General features: G+C 52.2%; 17 protein-coding genes. 9 read left to right on the top strand and 8 right to left on the bottom strand.

The features are described from left to right. Window positions 1-93: 93 nt before the first annotated feature. The 5 genes from E1H14_RS01505 to E1H14_RS01485 form a co-directional block, all read right to left on the bottom strand. On the bottom strand, window positions 94-1,029 hold the full coding sequence (locus E1H14_RS01505; RefSeq protein ID WP_149389678.1) for a quinoprotein relay system zinc metallohydrolase 1: 936 nt from the start codon (window positions 1,027-1,029) through the stop codon (window positions 94-96). Between the two features lie 40 nt (window positions 1,030-1,069). After that, a complete protein-coding gene (locus E1H14_RS01500) occupies window positions 1,070-1,837 on the bottom strand; it encodes a quinoprotein dehydrogenase-associated SoxYZ-like carrier (RefSeq protein ID WP_149389677.1) in 768 nt (255 codons plus the stop codon). Between the two features lie 104 nt (window positions 1,838-1,941). After that, on the bottom strand, window positions 1,942-2,877 hold the full coding sequence (locus tag E1H14_RS01495; protein WP_149389676.1) for a substrate-binding periplasmic protein: 936 nt from the start codon (window positions 2,875-2,877) through the stop codon (window positions 1,942-1,944). Further along, window positions 2,867-3,310 (bottom strand): cytochrome c-550 PedF, encoded by a 444-nt coding sequence (gene pedF, locus E1H14_RS01490; protein WP_149389675.1) that lies wholly within the window; start codon window positions 3,308-3,310, stop codon window positions 2,867-2,869. The genes E1H14_RS01495 and pedF overlap by 11 nt, the downstream gene beginning before the upstream one ends. Window positions 3,311-3,448: 138 nt before the next feature. After that, window positions 3,449-3,901: a cupredoxin domain-containing protein gene (locus E1H14_RS01485; RefSeq protein ID WP_149389674.1), complete on the bottom strand. Its 453-nt coding sequence runs from the start codon at window positions 3,899-3,901 to the stop codon at window positions 3,449-3,451. Between the two features lie 177 nt (window positions 3,902-4,078). Between E1H14_RS01485 and E1H14_RS01480 the strand changes: the two genes are divergently transcribed. The 5 genes from E1H14_RS01480 to E1H14_RS01460 all read left to right on the top strand — a co-directional run bounded on the left by E1H14_RS01480 (window position 4,079) and on the right by E1H14_RS01460 (window position 8,242). Further along, entirely contained in the window at window positions 4,079-5,257 is a 1,179-nt protein-coding gene (locus E1H14_RS01480; protein ID WP_149389673.1) for an ABC transporter substrate-binding protein, read from the top strand. A gap of 14 nt (window positions 5,258-5,271) precedes the next feature. Beyond that, window positions 5,272-6,243, top strand: a complete 972-nt coding sequence (locus E1H14_RS01475) for a YVTN family beta-propeller repeat protein (RefSeq protein ID WP_149389672.1) — start codon at window positions 5,272-5,274, stop codon at window positions 6,241-6,243. A 15-nt stretch (window positions 6,244-6,258) separates the two neighbouring features. After that, entirely contained in the window at window positions 6,259-6,993 is a 735-nt protein-coding gene (locus E1H14_RS01470) for an ABC transporter ATP-binding protein (RefSeq protein WP_149389671.1), read from the top strand. After that, complete coding sequence (locus E1H14_RS01465; RefSeq protein ID WP_149389670.1) at window positions 6,993-7,790, top strand: ABC transporter permease; 798 nt, start codon at window positions 6,993-6,995, stop codon at window positions 7,788-7,790. Before E1H14_RS01470 ends, E1H14_RS01465 begins: the two co-directional genes overlap by 1 nt. Window positions 7,791-7,864: 74 nt before the next feature. Then, window positions 7,865-8,242: a SirB2 family protein gene (locus tag E1H14_RS01460; RefSeq protein ID WP_149389669.1), complete on the top strand. Its 378-nt coding sequence runs from the start codon at window positions 7,865-7,867 to the stop codon at window positions 8,240-8,242. 89 nt (window positions 8,243-8,331) lie between these two features. Here the strand turns inward: E1H14_RS01460 and rfbD are convergent, their stop codons facing one another. After that, window positions 8,332-9,237, bottom strand: coding sequence for a dTDP-4-dehydrorhamnose reductase (gene rfbD, locus E1H14_RS01455; protein ID WP_235017356.1), 906 nt, complete (start codon window positions 9,235-9,237; stop codon window positions 8,332-8,334). Between the two features lie 412 nt (window positions 9,238-9,649). Between rfbD and E1H14_RS01450 the strand changes: the two genes are divergently transcribed. The 3 genes from E1H14_RS01450 (at window position 9,650) to E1H14_RS01440 (ending at window position 13,371) form a co-directional block, all read left to right on the top strand. Continuing rightward, window positions 9,650-10,663, top strand: coding sequence for an LLM class flavin-dependent oxidoreductase (locus tag E1H14_RS01450; RefSeq protein WP_149389667.1), 1,014 nt, complete (start codon window positions 9,650-9,652; stop codon window positions 10,661-10,663). Window positions 10,664-10,849: 186 nt separating this feature from the next. After that, window positions 10,850-12,664 carry an allophanate hydrolase gene (gene atzF, locus E1H14_RS01445; RefSeq protein WP_149389666.1) on the top strand — a complete coding sequence of 605 codons (1,815 nt, stop codon included), beginning with the start codon at window positions 10,850-10,852 and terminating at the stop codon, window positions 12,662-12,664. A 2-nt stretch (window positions 12,665-12,666) separates the two neighbouring features. Further along, complete coding sequence (locus E1H14_RS01440) at window positions 12,667-13,371, top strand: GntR family transcriptional regulator (RefSeq protein WP_149389665.1); 705 nt, start codon at window positions 12,667-12,669, stop codon at window positions 13,369-13,371. An 87-nt stretch (window positions 13,372-13,458) separates the two neighbouring features. Here E1H14_RS01440 and ssb read toward each other — a convergent pair whose 3' ends face one another. Next, complete coding sequence (gene ssb / locus E1H14_RS01435; RefSeq protein ID WP_149389664.1) at window positions 13,459-13,983, bottom strand: single-stranded DNA-binding protein; 525 nt, start codon at window positions 13,981-13,983, stop codon at window positions 13,459-13,461. A 148-nt stretch (window positions 13,984-14,131) separates the two neighbouring features. Between ssb and uvrA the strand changes: the two genes are divergently transcribed. Then, window positions 14,132-16,966, top strand: coding sequence for an excinuclease ABC subunit UvrA (gene uvrA, locus E1H14_RS01430; RefSeq protein ID WP_149389663.1), 2,835 nt, complete (start codon window positions 14,132-14,134; stop codon window positions 16,964-16,966). 126 nt (window positions 16,967-17,092) lie between these two features. Here uvrA and E1H14_RS01425 read toward each other — a convergent pair whose 3' ends face one another. After that, complete coding sequence (locus E1H14_RS01425) at window positions 17,093-18,358, bottom strand: malic enzyme-like NAD(P)-binding protein (RefSeq protein WP_149389662.1); 1,266 nt, start codon at window positions 18,356-18,358, stop codon at window positions 17,093-17,095. Window positions 18,359-18,439: the final 81 nt, after the last annotated feature.

The following is an 18,439-nucleotide window of genomic DNA, read 5'->3' as shown; positions in this document are numbered from 1 at the left end:
CCCAGATATACATCAGGAGCCTGTTCATTGTTGGCCGCGACCACAAGTCACACCATCCATCCCTCGTTTAGAATTTCTAGTGCGTTGGTATTACTACTGTGTAAAAACGGCCTGCTCATAGTGTCGATAAAGATGCGTGACACTGCGCTCGAACTCCTGGCGTACCTGTGCCAACTCGCTAAACGCCTGTGGAATAGGCAAACGCATCACCTCACTGCTACTCAGCCCCTCGGCGGCAGCCCCCTGCAGAGTTTCATGCAACCAAGCAAGATAGGCTGAAGTCTGCTTGAGCGCCGTTAAGTCACTCACCACCTCACCATGACCCGGCAACATCTGCCGAAACTCCATCTGGGCCAGTCGCTCCAGATCCTGTAACCAGATCTCTAACCCTGGCGTATCCGGGGTGGTCGCTGCACGCTGGTAAAAGACTAAATCAAACGGAAATAACACCCCGGTGGTGTGATCCAGCAAAACCAGGTCGGCTCGCTCGCCAGAGTGTCCAGAAAAGGCGAACCACTCAAAGCGATGTCCGCCGATCTCTTCAACACCCGGCTGAATCGTCTGAGTCGGCACCACCACCTCGGTCCCACGCATCCAGTCACCCACTAGGCGGTACATATTCTCGGCATAGGTTTCACCGCGCTCGGCGATGAGGCGCTGGGTCGCTTCTAGGGACAAAATCGGTGCCGGTAAAAATGCCTGATTGCCAAAAAAATGATCCGGATGATGATGGCTGTTGATCACTTTTAAGATGGGCTGATCAGTGATCTCCGTGATCTTTTGTTTGAGTGCCTCACCATATCGCCGCGAGGGACCGCTATCTAAAACGATCACGCCTTCGGAGGTGACAATAAAGGCACTGTTGACGATATCCCCACCATTCTGGCGACTAAAGTCTTCGGTGGTACCTATGACAACCCAGGTGTTTTCAGCAATCTGGCGCGGTTGTAAATCATAGTTCAGCGCCCAACTGGCACTGCTCAAAGCCGCGCACATCAGCGCCAAGAGCCAGGTGATTAACGTTGGCATAAACTTTCCTCTCTATCTTGTCTGCAAACCGATGCCTAGGTTAAAGCGCGCGCTCAAATTCATTACCATCGTTATCACGCAACCACAGCGTGACATCCGCTGCACCGGTCGCGGTATCAAAGGTAATCACTGGATTTTCAGACACAGCAGGAGAGAGTTGCATCTGAATCAGCACCTCACCACTCGGTCTGCGCACTTGCAGTTCTTCGAGGTAAAAACTGGGGATATTGGCGACCAGACCCGAATCCATCGGATGCATCACCTGCAACTTAAAACGATCGCCGCTAGCGCGTGAGAAACGCCCGGCACTGATCTGGCCAAGAGAGCTGACCCAATCATCTTGCATTCGGCTCTCACTGGGCAGAGTACATCCACCGCCAGCGGCATCCACATAACCACTGCCCACGCGCCATTCACCGGAGGTCAACTGCACGGCGACACGCACTGGAGTACTCTGTTGTACTTTAAAGGGCAGGGAAACTTGCGGTAACACCCCGGCTTGTGGGCGGTAGGTAAAGATGTGTTGAATAGGGTTATAGTCAGCCCAGGCGATCATCTGTTGAATGGGTTCATTCAGGCCGCTGGCATCTACCCCTAAGGGAACCTGCATAGAATCTTCAGCAAAGCTTGGCAGCTCAACGCGGATACGCTCATCAAAGCTGTAGGTGGCATCACCGATAAACATCTTACGGGTGTAATCCCACATCACGCTGTCTTCTGTTTGCGCAGCAACGAGGGGGCTGATGGCTAAGGCAACCACCAATCCGGCTCTGGACCAACACGCAGCCCAGCTTTTTCTCTTACACATAGGGCATCTCCTAATTATTATGTATGCCACAGTCTTGGTAAGCAGCAACACTTCCGACTGAGGGGCAGCCGGAAGTGTTGTGTTATTGCGATTGAATCTTGAGATCAGAAATCAAAAAACGCAGGTTTTTCATAGGTCAGGCCGTAACGCTGGTAGATCTCTTGCAGCTCCCCGTTTAAGACCAGGGGTTCTAAAATACCCTCGACTAGATAACCCAGTTGACGATCAGCTTCACGCACCGCGATACCAATATCCCAATGGGGTTTGCCCATCGCGGGGAAGGTGGTATCCCCCATCTTAAAGCGCTCATCAGAGTGCTGATTAAGTAACCATTCCAGCTCACCCCGCATCCCCATGGCAGCGGCCACCTCACCTTCGGTCATGGCCAGAAACGCCTGTTCAGGGCTGCGGAAATGGCGAACATTTTTACGCAAATTGCCGTTAAAAACCGATGTCAGCATAAAGGCAGGAACGGTTTCCATTTCCACCCCAATCGGGTGGTATTGAAACACGGCGAGAGTGCGCACCTGTTCAAGGCGCTGAGTATCATGCGCTAGCTTCCAGGTTTCACGCTGGTAAGGCGACATCATCACAACTAAATCATTCTGATAGGCATAAACGCCCTCTCCGATGTAACCCCGCATGTAGTTGAAATCCTTGTCATAGGGCACACGCAACATAACGTCCGCCACTTTTTTACCCGACAAGCGTTCATGCTTATGCTCATGATCTAGGACGTGACCACGCCAGAGATAGTTGCGCAGATCATCACTCAGATCCTCATCAGGCAACATCCAGAACAGATCCAGTTCAAGCCCCATCTCATCCGCAATCAGGCGTGCGATCTCAACGTCCACCCCGGCAGGCTCACCGGCATCATTAATAAAAGAGTAAGGCGGGAAATCTTTGTAGACAGCGATACGGACAAAGCCTGATGCCATCAATTCATCGAAGGGTCGTGCACTTGCCTGCCCCCAGGGGAGCAGGACAAGTAGCAAAGTTAAAGCAGTACAGGATTTCAGCAGTCGCTTAATGCCCATGACTCACAGTCTCCAACCAGGCTCTGATCGCCCAGACGGCTTCTTGGTCCATATAATCCGCCATACGCGGCATATAGACACGACCGTCACGAACAGAACCTTCGCGTACACGGTAGAGGTACCATTCATCTCCTTCGATACCATCTTCCATCTCACGTAAATCTGGCGCTATGCCCCCTGAAATCGCTTCCAAACCATGGCAACGTGCACAGTTTTGGTTGTAAGCCGAAGCACCGATTTTCACCGCTGCGTCATATTCAGGATGTCCAGGACGGTAAGGGTTCTCTTCCAACCACTCAGTTCCCAGTGGCGTTAAACCCTTAGTTTCGACGGCCTGAGGTGTCACATCTCCATGCGCCAGAACCAAGCCGGACAAACCGGCAGAAAACAACGCAACAGTGAACAAACCGGCTTTTTTGCTAATTGGCTTCATAATGCTTCACCCATTTTTAGACTTATTAAATTGATCTCTATTTATGCTTGTAATAGTGATCAAAATCGGCTCGGTTTTTCATTCACCCTTGGGTGGCTTTATTTGATACTTAGGTACTAAACGAAACGACCTGAGTATTTATTCAACGATGATATGACCTTCCATACCCCGTGATTCATGGCCTTTGATGAAGAAAGGAAACTTACCTGGGCGAATCGGTACAAAGAAAATTTCAGCCTCACCCTTGGCTTCAAACTCGAGCTCATTCAGACCGACACCCTTAATCTCAACGCCGCCCGCTTCGACCTTGCGGATATAGATGTTTTCAAAGAAGGCCGGTGCACGCAGGGCATACTCTTTTAAGCCGGAGGCCTGTATCTTGAGGCGGTAGGATTTCCCTGTTTCCAGGCGATACTCTTTAGGCTCCATAAAATAGTCGAGCAACTCGGCATCGGTGAGCTTACCCAGTGTCAGGGCGGGCAAACGTTCAGGGCGCTGAGTTAAATCCCCCGCTGCAAACGCCACACCCGAAAAGGACAAAGCCAAACCCAAAATCAGGGCTTTAGCTGGAAAAGCGATACGTGCAGACATAGTGTCTACTCCTTTATTATGTTTATCAGGATTTTGTTATATCAGCCTATCTCAGCCCCCTTTTAAAAAAATGCTACTTAAGAAGTAAATAATTACTACTTTACTAACATTTCCCTCCCCAGCCCCGGTGTCTAGCATGAATAAGGTCATTACCTAATTAAAAAACGCATGAATCTTATGAAAACAATAAAACACTCTCTGCGTTCTTCCGTACTGTCTGCGATGACGCTCCTCGCCTCTTCAGCACTGAGCGCCAGCGAACTGGACATACGCATTGCGTATTTGGGCTACTTAGAAGATCGGGGGCCGGTGCTCTCAAACAGTTTTCCTGAGCCTGAGGATTCGGGTTTGCGCGGTGCGGAAGTCGGCATTAAAGACAACAATACGACCGGACGTTTCTTAAAACAGCGTTATCATCTCGAGGCGCTACAATCTGACAACCCTGAACAACTGCTGGAGAAAGCCCAAAGCCTCTATGCCGAGGGTGTACGTTTTTTTGTCGCCAATCTCCCCAAAGCGGAGCTTAAAGCACTGCATAGCCAAGTCGGAGAGGGTTCGATCATCTTTAATGCGGGCAGTAAAGATGATGCCTTACGGGTCAATGAATGTATCCCGGATATGCTGCACACCATCCCTTCACGCGCCATGCTGGCCGATGCTCTAGGGCAGTGGCTGGCGGCAAAACGTTGGAATAAATGGTTATTAATCACCGGACAACACCCTGATGATCAAGCCTATGCCGCTGCCGTTAAACGTGCCGCAGAACGCTTTGGCAGCCGCATCATTGAAGAAAAAAGCTGGAGTTTCGACACAGACCTACGCCGTACAGCTCAGCAAGAACTGCCCGTCTTTACCCGCTCGCGTGACTATGATGTGGTGATTGTTGCCGATGAGCGCGGGGATTTTGGTGAATATCTTCCTTATAACACCTGGCTACCACGCCCTGTCGCCGGCACTCAGGGCATGACGCCTGTAGCCTGGCATAAGGTGGTTGAAGCTTGGGGGGCGGCTCAACTGCATAGCCGCTTTGAGGATCATGCCGAGCGCTGGATGAATGAGCAGGATTATGCCAGCTGGGCGGGTGTACGCACCCTCGGAGAAGCGGTGACACAAACGCGCAGTGATGATCCGGAAACTCTGCGTGAGTTTATCCTCTCCGATAAATTCCAGCTCGCCGGCTTCAAAGGCCGTCGTCTGGAATACCGTCATTGGAGTGGTCAGCTGCGCCAACCCATCCCCTTAGTGCACCCACGTGCGCTGGTGTCCCTATCTCCACAAGAAGGTTTCCTGCATCCAGTCACAGATCTTGACACCCTAGGGTTTGATGCCCCGGAAAGCCAATGCCGAGTAAAATAACAAGAGGTTCTATCATGTTTAAAAAACGTCTTTTACCCACTCTCCTTGCCAGTGCTTTGCTGGCCAGCAGTTCTGTGTTTGCAGGCACCGCGTTTGTTTCCAACGAGCGCGACAACACCATCACCGCGATCGACACCAAGAGTTGGGAGGTGATCAAAACCTTTGATGTAGGTATGCGCCCTCGCGGCATTTTGCTTAATAGTGATTACAGCAAACTCTATGTCTGTGCCAGTGACTCAGATCGAGTTGAGGTCTATGACGCCAAAACCTTCGAGTTCATCAAGGATCTACCCTCTGGCGATGATCCTGAGCAGTTTGCTTTGCATCCGAATGACCGTTTGCTGTTTATTGCCAATGAAGACGATGACATCGTCTCCGTCATCGATGTCGAAACCAATCAGGTACTGCGCCAGATAGAAGTCGGTATTGAGCCTGAAGGGATGGGGGTGAGCCCCGATGGTAAATGGGCGGTGAACACCAGTGAAACCACCAATATGCTGCACTGGATCGATACCGAAACACTGGAGTTGGTGGATAATACACTGATTGATCAGCGCCCTCGTCATGTCGAATTTACCCATGATTCCAAACTCCTCTGGGCTTCTGCTGAGATCGGTGGCACCGTCACCATCTTTGATGTGGAAACCCGTCAGGAAGTACACAAAATCAATTTCGCCATTAAAGGTGTTCACCCAGATCGCATCCAGCCCGTTGGCATCCAGCTCACCCAAGATGGCCGTTATGCCTTTGTTGCCTTAGGCCCGGCAAACCATGTCGCGGTGATTGATGCCAAGACCTATGAAGTACTCGACTATCTTCTGGTCGGACGGCGCGTTTGGGGGGTGGGTCTGACACCGGATGATAAATACGTCATCTCGACCAATGGTGTGAGTGGTGATGTTTCGGTCATCGATGTGGATAAAATGCAGGTGATCAAGACCATCCAGGTCGGGCGCTATCCTTGGGGTGTCGTGGCGGCCCCCTAGTCCGAGGACAAGAGCATGAGTATCGAAGTGCGTGATCTGAGCTTTCATTATGCTCAGCGAGCCGCCTTACACGACCTGAACTTCAGCCTTAAAACTGGAGAGTTTGCGGCCTTACTGGGTCCGAATGGCGCGGGAAAAACCACGCTCTTCTCTCTGCTCACGCGTTTACATCGTCTGCAACAGGGACAGATCCTAATCGCCGGTATCGATCTGGATGTCAAACCACGCCAGGTGATGCGTCACCTCGGCGTGGTCTTCCAGCAAAGCACACTCGATCTGGATCTCAGTGTCCTGCAAAACCTGCAATACCACGGCGCTCTACACGGCTTATCCGCCCAGGAAACGCGGCAACGTGCCTTAAAAGCCTTAGAACCCTGGCAGTTAGCGGATCGTCTGCATGAGCGTGTGCGGAATCTGAATGGCGGCCACCGCCGTCGTGTCGAGATTGCCCGCGCCCTGTTACACCAACCCTCTGTCCTACTACTTGATGAAGCCACCACCGGTTTGGATACGCGCGCTCGGCAAACCCTGAATGAGCATGTTCGAGAACTCTGTCAGCAGGAGGGATTAAGCGTGCTCTGGACCACTCATCTGATCGATGAAATTCAGCCTAAGGATCGGGTGTTGATTTTACATCAGGGCCAACTCCTAGCCGATGATCAAGCCGCTCACCTGTGCCAGCAAACAGGCCAAGCACAGATGCAGCAAGCCTTTGAGCAGATCACGGGTTTATCGAAGGAGATGAACTGATGTTTAAACTGGGTCTGCATGCCTTTAACGGTATTCTACGCCGTGAATTCCAACGCTTTGTCCAGCAGCGCTCGCGCTTTCTGAGTGCCCTGGTGCGCCCACTGTTATGGCTGGTCGTGTTTGCGGCAGGCTTTCGTGCCGCGCTGGGCTTATCGATCATCCCGCCCTATCAAACCTATATCACCTATGAAACCTATATAGTGCCTGGGCTAGCCTGCATGATTCTGCTGTTCAACGGTATGCAAAGTGCGCTATCCATGGTGTATGACCGTGAGATGGGCAGCATGCGGGTGTTGCTGATGAGTCCTCTGCCACGCAGTGGATTATTGCTGTGTAAGTTGATGGCCATCGCTCTAATTTCATTACTCCAGGTGTATGCGTTTTTTGCCATCGCACTGCTGATGAACATTCGCTTACCCTATGCCGGCTTGTTTGCCGCACTCCCTGCGCTGGTGCTCACTGCGGTTTTACTGGGTGCCATCGGTTTATTCTTATCCTCGCGTATTCGCCAATTGGAAAACTTCGCTGGGGTGATGAATTTTGTTATCTTCCCCATGTTTTTTATGTCTTCCGCTCTCTACCCTCTCTGGCGTATGCGCGAGAGCAGCGAATGGCTCTACTGGATCTGTAGTCTCAACCCCTTTACGCATGCGGTGGAGTTAGTCCGTCATGCCCTCTATCTACAACTGAATACTCAAGCGCTCCTCATTACACTGGCGACCACTCTAGTGTTTTGTGTATTGGCTGTACTCGGTTTTCGTCCGGAACGTATTACCCAAAGCGCAGGACGCAAATAAGCCGAGAGAAGCTTGCTTGCCAGAAAGGCTTGTGACAGAGTCTGGCGCTGACTTGATTATAGGGGTATCTATCTATGTATATGGCGTTCAAACACCTGCATCTCACCTTTGTGGTGCTGACTCTCGGTTTCTTCCTGCTGCGTGCGTTACTTTTGCTGGCTTATCCTAAGGCGTTAAAAAAGCGCTTGCTGAAAATCCTGCCGCATGTGATCGACACTCTGCTGATTCTCTCCGCCTTGGGTTTGTTGGGGGTGATGCAGATGAATCCTTTCCAAGTGCCTTGGGTACTGGCTAAGATTTTGGGGTTGCTGGCTTATGTAGGTTTTGCGCTCTACGCCTTTAAATGGGCTGCGAATACTCAAGGGCGTTTACTGGGCTTAGTCTTAGCCGGTGCGAGCCTGGCTTATATTCTGCTGGTCGCTGTACAACGCACCCCTCTGCCTTTTTTCTAAGGCTCGCTCTCTAAGGATCTCAAGCCAACCAGATGAGGCCAAGCGCCTGTAGAATCGGGGCTTGAGGCTGCAAGCAGGGCAGTCCGCGGTTAGAGGCGGATCTGCCCATAATACTCACGAATCAAACGCTGTAGCTCACTGCGCCAAGGGCGCTGGCGAATCCCAAAAACATTCAGTATTTTTTTGCATTTCAGCACTGAAGTCGCAGGGCGCAAGGCTTCATAAGGCAGATCTGCCGAGCCGACCGGCTGAATTTTTGCCACCTTCAAATCTTCATACTGCCGCGCCGCCGCAATCAACGCCTCGCTAAAACCATAACGCGTCGTCACTTCCGCACCACAATAGTGAAAGATGCCCCAGGGTTCTGCCCCACAACTGAGTTGCTTCAGGATTGCCAAAACAACACGTGCTAAATCATGTGCCGAGGTCGGGCAACCGCGACGATCATCCACCGCCTGCAGCACACTCTGCTCACGTGCTTCATTCAGCAAACGCAGCATAAAGTTATCCCCACGCTCGCTGAAAATCCAACTACAGCGCAGAATGATATGCTGAGGTAATAACTGCTGGAGATACAACTCCCCTTGTAGACGGGTCTGCCCATACACCCCCAGCGGCGCGACCGGATCTTCTTCGCTATAGCCACTGGCATAATGACCATCAAAAACATAGTCCGTAGACAGATGGATCACGGGAATGGAGAGTTCTCCACAAGCCAGCGCCAAATTCCGAACCCCTTCGGCATTAATTTGCAGCGCTTTTTCCGGCTCACGCTCGGCACGATCGGCACTGTTAAAACCGGCGGCATTGATCACATAGTCCGGTAGATAACGATCCAATTGAGCCATGATCTGATGCGGCTGGGTGATGTCTAACTGCTTACGCGGCAGCGCCGTGACCTGAAAAAACGGATCGGACTGCGCCAGACGGGCAATCGCTTGTCCGGATTGGCCATCGCCTCCGGTAATCAGAATTTTGATGGGATCCTGAGACAAACTGTGCCCTCTAGAGATGAAGGAGATAGGTAATGTTTTGCACGATTTCTTGCACTGCACCATATCATTCTCTCACGCCGATGCAAAACCTTCATAAGTGTTTAAATTGCCGTGTTTAAATCTGGAGGTTTGCATTGGGAAAGGAGGGTGCTGCACCTTGGGCTAAACGCCTTGATCTACTTAAGAAGTCTACAAGATTATAAGATTCCTTGGCTATGGATACGAGGCGACAATCTGACTGTTTACCCGCCTCACGGCGGCCTGATCCATCTCGCGTCGCTGTCACCCCAGGGTGGTGAACTCCAATAGCTTGCGCACTGAGGACAGATCGGCTGCAAAGAAAGGATAGCCCCAGAACTTTCCTCTCGTTATACATACACCTTAGCTTTTTAATCACCTATCTGGATGCGGCATGACACTGAAACTGAACGTTGTGGATCAATCCCCGGTACAAGGGCAACCGAGTGACCTTTCTCCTGTGCACCTGAGTGTTGAATTAGCCCGTGCCTGTGATCGTCTCGGTTACCATCGTTACTGGTTGGCAGAACACCATAACAGCCTCAATTTTGCTGGCCCCTGTCCAGAAATACTCATCAGCCACATCGCCAGCGTGACACAACGTATCCGTGTCGGCAGTGGTGGGGTGATGCTCACCCACTACAGCCCTTATAAAGTCGCAGAACAATTTAGCCTCTTGGCCACGCTCTTCCCCGATCGTATCGATCTCGGCATCGGCCGTGCCCCCGGTGGCGATGCGTTGGCCACTCAGGCTCTGGCGTATCCAGCGCGTCCAGGACAGGAAGACTATGCTGAGCAGGCCTGGTTATTACAAAATCTACTCGAAGGCACCCTACCCGCTAACCACCCCTATCAGCGTCTGCAGCTACTCCCCGGCCAGAGGGCAAAACCGCAAACCTGGATGCTGGGCTCTAGCGGGGGCAGCGCGGCACTGGCTGGCCAGGTTGGGATGAAGATGGCGCTGGCACTCTTCATCAGCCCTGATCCAGCACCCGTGAGTGTGATGCACGAATACAAACAGGCTTGGTATGCCGCCGGGCATTCGGGTGAACCTGAAGTCAACCTTGCCGTCGCCGCTCTGTGCGCCAGCAGCCGTGAAGAGGCGGAGTATTTAGCCGGCCCGGCCGTGTATTGGAAAGTCCGCCTCTTCCGCCAAGGTATCCGTGAACGTGTGCAGAGCCCTGATCAGGTACAGCAACTGAAAAACCATTTGAGCCCCTCGGATCGAGCGTTTTATGACGCTCTGATCGACTCGATGGTCTTAGGCAGCCCAGAAGAATGCGCGCATAAACTGGAACACCTGGCCGACCACTACGCTACGGAAGAGATCGCGATTCTGACCGTCACCTATGACTTTAAGGATCGTCTGCACAGTTATGAGCGCTTAGCGCAGGCGCTCTTAACCTAAACCACCGCAGGTGAGTAAAACGACCCAAAATAAAACAGACACGCCTTCTATGCGATCTGTCGGTGCAGCCTGCCTTTAGATGCCGCGACAGATCGACTCTTAACCTTTTGAAAAAAGGTGCTTTTACATCCGTGGCACTCATTTTGCTTTGTCTTGTATACAAGATGGAATACTAGTGAGAGCATCATGACATCCTTAAGCACCCTCGGCTGGACCTTGAAAGACTGGCAAACAGCACACCAAACCCCTCAAGGTTATGCCTACCTTACAGAACTCATTGAACAGATAAATCAAGCGACAGACTGTGCTTGGATCAGCCGCCTTTCCTTAACCCAGCTGCAAACAGATTGGCAGGCACTGCAGGAGCGTCGTGAGCAGGGTGAAGCCTTACCCCTGTTTGGCGTGCCCTTTGCGGTTAAGGATAATATTGATGTCGCGGGTTGGATCACCACCGCTGCCTGCCCCGCCTTTGCCTATCTGGCTGAGAAGGATGCCAGCGTAGTACAGCACCTGAAACAAGCCGGTGCGCTCTTGATCGGCAAAACGAACCTAGATCAGTTCGCCACCGGCTTAGTCGGCACACGCTCACCTTATGGTGCGGTTCCCAATAGCTTCAATCCTGAGTACATCAGTGGCGGCTCTAGCTCAGGCTCCGCTTCAGTGACGGCTCGCGGGTTAGTGCCTTTTGCTCTAGGTACGGATACAGCAGGCTCTGGCCGTGTCCCCGCTGGTTTTAACAATATCGTTGGCCTGAAACCGACTCGCGGCTGGTTCTCAATCCAAGGCGTAGTGCCTGCTTGTCGCTCTCTCGATTGTGTCTCGGTGTTTGCGCTTACCACAGCAGATGCCCTACAAGTGGCGCAAATTTTAGGGCAGAAACAGGATCTCGAAGATGCTTACTCACGCCAACCACCCGCTGCTACACCGACCCGAATGCCTGAGCGGCCTAAGTTTGCCATTCCCGCACAACTTGAATTCTTTGCCGACCCCTTCGCCGAAGAGGCGTTTGCGAAAGCACGCGCCGAACTGAGCCGCTTAGTGGATTGGGTCGAGATCGATTTTTCACCCTTCACGGAACTGGCTGAACTTCTCTATCAAGGCCCTTGGGTGGCGGAAAGAACGCATGCCATCGGGGAGTTATTGCAGCAAGCACCTGAGCAGATCGAGAGCACGGTGCGCAGTATTGTGACAAAGGGATCGGACTACTCCGCCATCGACTGCTTTGCCGCCGAATACCGCCGTCAAGAGCTGGCACGGATGATTCAGCATACACTTTCTCAGGTCGATGCACTGGTGGTCCCCACCTCGCCCAGAATTCGCACCCAAGCAGAAATGCAGCAAGAACCGGTGTTATACAACTCCCAATTTGGTACCTACACCAACTTCACCAATTTGGCCGATCTCTCAGCATTAGCCTTACCAGCCCCCTTCCGTGCAGACGGTCTACCTGCCGGAATCACGCTGATTGCCAATGCCTGGCATGATTTTGCCCTGGCCGACTTCGGCCAACGCTGGCAAGCCCATCTAGCCCTGCCACTCGGTGCCACCGGCCAGGCCTTCCAACCTGCAGCCGAGGATGTCAGCACTCTAGCCCCCGGTGCCGTCAGGGTGGCCGTGGTCGGTGCCCACCTGCGGGGCATGCCGCTCAACTTCCAGCTAACGAGCCGCCATGCCGCCTTTGTCGAAGCCACCCAGACCGCACCTGAATATCGTCTCTATGCCCTAGCCAACACCACCCCCCCCAAGCCTGGATTAGCACGCGTAGCGGACAAGGGCGCATCGATTCTTGTCGAGCTTTGGGATATCCCTCTGGCACACTTGGGTGCCTTTGTTGCCGAGATCCCTGAACCCCTAGGCATTGGCAATCTGTTGCTGCAAGACGGGCGTAACGTGAAGGGTTTCATCTGTGAGCCGCTGGCACTGGAGAGTGCAAAAGATATCACCCACTTCGGCGGCTGGCGTGCGTACATCACCGATTTGAAAAAATCTCAAGAAAACTGAGCATGCAGCGCGCCCGTGTAAAATCTCCCAGACAAAACCTCGCAGATCGTCTCTATCAACAGATCAAAGAGCTGATTTTTAACTTTCAACTTTTACCGGGAGAGTATTTCAGTGAAGCAGAGATTGCGCAGCGTTTTCAAGCCAGTCGCACGCCGGTACGAGAAGCGCTCTACCGCCTACAACAAGAGCAATATGTTGAGGTACATTTTCGTAGCGGCTGGCAGGTGAAGCCCTTTGACTTCAAAGTTTTTGAGGAACTTTATGACCTGCGTATCCTGTTGGAATGCAGCGCGATTGAACGCCTCTGCAGCCTGCCCTCATTACCCGATAGCCTGCAGGCCCTGACCCAAATCTGGTGCCTCAGCCAAGATGAGCGCCGAGCAGATCTCTCTCTCTGCGAGGAGGATCGGGAGTTTCATCACCAATTGCTGGCCGCTGCCGGGAATGGAGAGATGACGCGCATCCATACAGAGATCAGCGAACGGATTCATATCATTCGACGTTTGGATTTTACCCAGCCAGAACGGATCCAAGCGACTTATGACGAACACGCCGCGATTTTGTCTGCAATACAACAAGCGGATAGCGAACAGGCCAAATTTTTACTGCAGACTCACATCCGCCAGAGTCGTGATGAAGTGCGTAAAATTACCCTGCATCGACTGCAAGAAGCACAGCGCCAGCAGGCGTCATCCATGTCAATCTAAGGCTGATAACAGAGAGGCTGATAACAAAAAGGGCCACTGTTTAGCGGCCCTCTCTTTTTTCAATATTCTTGATTTTGTCTTAGTCATTCAGAAGGGTATGTCATCATCAAAATCATCAAAGGCGGGCGGTTGGTTCTGTGCCGGTGGCTGATTCTGAGGACGAGCTGGTGCACTCTGGCGCGCTGGCGGAGCCATTTGTGCAGCCGGCTGACCATAACCCATCGGGTCCGGTGACTGGCTGTACCCTCCGGGTGCCGCTCCCATCCCTTCACCACCACGTCCTTCCAGCATCTGCATCTCGCTGGCCACGATTTCGGTGGTGTAACGATCCTGGCCCTGTTGATCCTGCCATTTGCGCGTGCGCAATGAACCCTCAACATACACCTTAGAGCCCTTCTTCAAATACTCACCCGCGATTTCAGCCAAACGGTTGAAAAAGACAACACGATGCCACTCGGTGCGCTCCTGCGCCTGACCTGTCTGCTTATCTTTCCATGTTTCGCTGGTTGCCAGGTTGATGTTCGTTACGGCGTTGCCATTGGGCATATAACGAACTTCTGGATCTCCACCCAGATTTCCGATCAAGATTACCTTATTGATACCTCGTGCCATTTCTCTCTCCAGTCAACTATTTTTGTCGACCCCTTGCTCTCCTTGCCCGGGGTGGTGCGTAAAAAATCAGAATAACACAGCCAGTGCGTTTTGGCTGAACTTCTAAAAGCCTATAATACTTCTTTTTTTCACTTCACCCGGAGCGGTAATGGATAAAATACTGGTGAGGGGTGCGCGTACCCACAACCTGAAAAATATCGACTTGGATATCCCTCGTGATCAGCTCATCGTGATTACAGGCTTGTCCGGTTCCGGCAAGTCCTCCTTAGCATTTGATACCCTCTATGCAGAAGGCCAGAGGCGCTATGTAGAATCCCTCTCGACCTATGCTCGACAGTTTCTCTCGATGATGGAAAAACCGGATGTGGATCACATCGAAGGTTTATCACCGGCCATCTCCATTGAACAGAAATCAACATCACACAACCCGCGCTCGACGGTGGGGACCATCACCGAGATCTATGATTACCTGCGTCTATTGTTTGCACGTGCGGGGGAGCCTCGCTGCCCAGAACACGACCTTCCCCTCGCCGCGCAGACGGTTTCACAAATGGTGGATCAGGTTTTGGCGCTTCCAGAAGGCAGCAAACTCATGCTTCTGGCTCCTGTGGTAGATGGGCGTAAGGGCGAACATCTGCACACCCTGGCCGAACTGCGCAGCCAGGGCTTTGTACGTGCACGCATCAACGGCTTAGTCGTTGATCTCGATTCCGCACCGGAGCTGGATAAGAATAAAAAACACAGCATCGAAGTGGTGATTGATCGCTTTAAGGTCCGTGCCGACTTACAAACTCGTTTGGCGGAATCCTTTGAAACCGCACTGCACCTTACGGATGGTCTGGCACGCATCGCCTGGATGGACGATGAAGAGCAGAGCGACATCATCTTTTCCGCGCGTTTTGCCTGCCCAACCTGTGGTTACAGCATCCAAGAACTGGAACCACGCATGTTCTCCTTTAACAATCCACATGGTGCTTGCCCGAGCTGTGATGGTTTAGGCGTCAAACAGTACTTTGATCCAAACAAAGTTATACAGGATGCCAGTCTAACCCTCTCTGAAGGCGCGATTCGGGGTTGGGATCGACGCAGTCTGTATTACTACCAACAGCTCTGTGCCGTGGCAGCGCATTATGGTTTTGATATGGATACCCCCTATCAAGACCTCAGCCCCAGCCAGCAAAAAGTGATTCTTCACGGCAGTGGCCGAGAAAATATCGAATTCCGTTACGCCAATGATCGTGGCAGCCTGATCAGCAAGCATCATCCGTTTGAAGGGGTACTAAACAATTTAGAAAGACGCTACCGCGAAACCGAATCGGACATGGTGCGTGAGGAGTTATCAAAATACATCAACATGCAGCCCTGTCCCAGCTGTGAGGGGACACGTTTACGCCGTGAAGCCCGCCATGTTTATATCGATGGCCGCACTCTGCCGGAAATCGTACGGATGGCGATTGGTAATTGCCGCGACTACTTTGAACAACTGAGTCTCACCGGCAAACAGGGTGAAATTGCCGATAAGATTCTGAAAGAGATCCGCCAACGCCTAACGTTTCTGGTCAATGTGGGTCTTGATTATCTGTCGATGGAGCGCAGCGCCGAAACCCTCTCGGGCGGTGAAGCGCAACGCATCCGTTTAGCCAGCCAAATTGGCGCAGGATTGGTCGGTGTGATGTACATCCTGGATGAACCTTCAATCGGCTTACATCAGCGCGACAATGATCGCCTGTTAGAGACCCTTAAGCACCTGCGCAACCTAGGCAACACGGTGATTGTGGTCGAGCATGATGAAGATGCGATACGTCTTGCGGACCATGTGATTGATATTGGCCCTGGTGCTGGGGTACATGGCGGACGTGTGATCGCTGCCGGCACACCTCAAGAAGTGATGGACTGCGAAACCTCTTTAACCGGCCAATACCTCAGTGGACGCCGACGTATTGAAGTGCCGAAACAGCGCCACCCCGTGAATCCAGAGCAGATGCTGAAACTCTTTGGTGCACAGGGCAACAACCTCAAGCACGTCAACTTGGAGATTCCAGTCGGCCTACTCACCTGTATCACCGGTGTCTCGGGATCCGGTAAGTCTACACTTATTAACGGCACTCTCTATCCGATTGCGGCCACCGAGCTGAATCATGCCACCACGCTCGATGCAGAAGCCTATGAGCGCATCGAAGGTATCGAGCATTTTGATAAGGTCATCGATATCGATCAAAGCCCGATTGGACGCACGCCACGTTCCAATCCAGCGACCTATACCGGCATCTTCACCACAATTCGTGATCTTTTTTCAGGCACTCAAGAAGCACGTTCGCGGGGTTACAAACCCGGACGTTTCAGCTTTAACGTCAAGGGTGGACGCTGTGAAGCCTGCCAAGGCGACGGGGTGATCAAGGTCGAGATGCACTTCCTACCCGATATCTTTGTGCCCTGCGATGTCTGCAAAGGCAAACGCTACAACCGCGAAACCCTGGAAGTCAAATACAAAGGTAAAGGGATCGATGAAGTTCTGGACATGACCGTTGAAGATGCACGTGAATTCTTTGATGCCATCCCCGCACTGGCGCGCAAACTGCAAACCTTGATCGATGTAGGCTTGAGTTATATCCGCCTCGGTCAAAGTGCCACCACCCTCTCTGGCGGTGAAGCCCAACGTGTGAAGCTGGCTAAAGAGCTGTCTAAACGCGACACTGGTAAAACCCTGTATATCCTGGATGAACCGACCACTGGCCTGCATTTCTACGATATTCAACAGCTCTTGAATGTCCTCAATCGATTACGTGATCATGGCAACACCATCGTCGTCATCGAGCATAATCTGGATGTGATCAAAACCGCTGACTGGATAGTGGATCTAGGACCAGAGGGTGGCACGGGAGGGGGTGAAATTATTGCCACCGGCACGCCGGAGGCGATCGTCGAAGTCGCTGCGTCCCATACCGGTCGCTTCTTGAAGCCACTTTTACAGGCGCAGGCTTAAGGCGCGTCCTGACCTTTTGACTGCACACAAAAAACCCCGTGAGTCCAAAACCTTCACGGGGTTTTCAGTCTTTGCTTAAGTACGACCTGAGGTCGCACTTAGAGCCAGATGTTTACTGAGCGCTGATTAACCCAATTCCGCTTCGCTACGGATTGGATAGTGTGCAGGCATCGGCAAACGTGCCACACCGCTATTGATCGCCGCTTGCGCCACCGCATAAGAGATGCGGCCCAGCAAACGTGAATCTGTCGCTTTTGGCAGGATATACTCGCGGCCGAATTCCAATGAGTCCAAACCATAGGCTGTCAAAACTTCCTGGGTGACTGGCTCACGTGCCAGTTCTGCCAGAGCTTTCACAGCTGCAGCTTTCATCTCTTCGTTAATGGCGGATGCACGCACATCCAACGCACCACGGAAGATGAAAGGGAAGCCCAATACATTGTTAACCTGGTTCGGGAAGTCGGAACGGCCTGTTGCCATGATCACATCGTCACGCGCCGCTTTGGCCACTTCTGGACGAATTTCAGGATCAGGATTCGCACAGGCGAAAACAACGGGATTAGCCGCCATTTTCTTCAGCTGTTCAGGTGACAGCAGGTCTGGACCAGACAGACCCAAGAATACATCGGCACCCTCGATGGCATCATCCAGAGTACGCTTATCTGTTTCAGTAGCGAACGCCGCTTTTTCGGCGGTCAGGTCATCACGACCAGAGTGGATCACACCCTTACGGTCGATCATGTAGATATTCTCGACTTTCGCGCCCATGTTAATGAGCAGCTTCATACAAGCGCTGGCAGCCGCACCGGCTCCTAAGCAGACAATAGAAGCCTCTTCCAGCTTCTTGCCCGCCAGTTCCAAAGCGTTGATCATACCGGCCGCCGTCACAATCGCGGTACCGTGCTGATCATCGTGGAACACAGGAATGTTGCAGCGTTCAATCAGGGTACGCTCGATTTCAAAACACTCAGGTGCTTTGATATCTTCGAGGTTGATACCACCGAACGTTTCAGCAATACGTGCAACGGTATCGATAAAGGCCTGCGGGCTTTCCGCATCGACTTCGATATCGATTGAGTCAATATTCGCGAAACGTTTGAACAACAGCGCCTTGCCTTCCATGACAGGTTTGGAAGCCAAAGGACCCAGGTCACCCAGGCCTAGAATGGCTGTCCCATTGGAAATCACGGCAACCAGGTTACCCTTTGAAGTGTAACGGTAAGCGGCATCAGGATCCTTGGCGATTTCACGCACCGGTTCTGCCACACCTGGAGAGTATGCCAGAGCAAGATCACGAGCAGTCTCAGCAGACGTTGAGAGCTCCACACTGATCTTACCGGGACGAGGAAACTCGTGGTAATCAAGAGCAGCTTGTTTAAAATCTTGAGACATGGTTGCTGTTTCCAACTAAGGTTGTAGTTAAACGGCCTTGCATCATATCGAAAAGCTATGTAGTGAACAACCGCCAAAAAG

It is taken from the genome of Nitrincola tapanii (assembly GCF_008368715.1).
Lineage (GTDB): Bacteria > Pseudomonadota > Gammaproteobacteria > Pseudomonadales > Balneatricaceae > Nitrincola > Nitrincola tapanii.
Note: the sequence above shows the minus strand (reverse complement) of the source record. Positions and strands in the feature narration are given on the sequence as shown.

What these genes read in the sequence shown, in the direction of transcription:
- E1H14_RS01505 (WP_149389678.1), bottom strand. Translation starts at nt 1,029, where the DNA reads ATGCCAACGTTAATCACCTGGCTCTTGGCGCTGATGTGCGCGGCTTTG.
- E1H14_RS01500 (WP_149389677.1), bottom strand. Translation starts at nt 1,837, where the DNA reads ATGTGTAAGAGAAAAAGCTGGGCTGCGTGTTGGTCCAGAGCCGGATTG.
- E1H14_RS01495 (WP_149389676.1), bottom strand. Translation starts at nt 2,877, where the DNA reads ATGGGCATTAAGCGACTGCTGAAATCCTGTACTGCTTTAACTTTGCTA.
- pedF (WP_149389675.1), bottom strand. Translation starts at nt 3,310, where the DNA reads ATGAAGCCAATTAGCAAAAAAGCCGGTTTGTTCACTGTTGCGTTGTTT.
- E1H14_RS01485 (WP_149389674.1), bottom strand. Translation starts at nt 3,901, where the DNA reads ATGTCTGCACGTATCGCTTTTCCAGCTAAAGCCCTGATTTTGGGTTTG.
- E1H14_RS01480 (WP_149389673.1), top strand. Translation starts at nt 4,079, where the DNA reads ATGAAAACAATAAAACACTCTCTGCGTTCTTCCGTACTGTCTGCGATG.
- E1H14_RS01475 (WP_149389672.1), top strand. Translation starts at nt 5,272, where the DNA reads ATGTTTAAAAAACGTCTTTTACCCACTCTCCTTGCCAGTGCTTTGCTG.
- E1H14_RS01470 (WP_149389671.1), top strand. Translation starts at nt 6,259, where the DNA reads ATGAGTATCGAAGTGCGTGATCTGAGCTTTCATTATGCTCAGCGAGCC.
- E1H14_RS01465 (WP_149389670.1), top strand. Translation starts at nt 6,993, where the DNA reads ATGTTTAAACTGGGTCTGCATGCCTTTAACGGTATTCTACGCCGTGAA.
- E1H14_RS01460 (WP_149389669.1), top strand. Translation starts at nt 7,865, where the DNA reads ATGTATATGGCGTTCAAACACCTGCATCTCACCTTTGTGGTGCTGACT.
- E1H14_RS01450 (WP_149389667.1), top strand. Translation starts at nt 9,650, where the DNA reads ATGACACTGAAACTGAACGTTGTGGATCAATCCCCGGTACAAGGGCAA.
- atzF (WP_149389666.1), top strand. Translation starts at nt 10,850, where the DNA reads ATGACATCCTTAAGCACCCTCGGCTGGACCTTGAAAGACTGGCAAACA.
- E1H14_RS01440 (WP_149389665.1), top strand. Translation starts at nt 12,667, where the DNA reads ATGCAGCGCGCCCGTGTAAAATCTCCCAGACAAAACCTCGCAGATCGT.
- ssb (WP_149389664.1), bottom strand. Translation starts at nt 13,983, where the DNA reads ATGGCACGAGGTATCAATAAGGTAATCTTGATCGGAAATCTGGGTGGA.
- uvrA (WP_149389663.1), top strand. Translation starts at nt 14,132, where the DNA reads ATGGATAAAATACTGGTGAGGGGTGCGCGTACCCACAACCTGAAAAAT.
- E1H14_RS01425 (WP_149389662.1), bottom strand. Translation starts at nt 18,358, where the DNA reads ATGTCTCAAGATTTTAAACAAGCTGCTCTTGATTACCACGAGTTTCCT.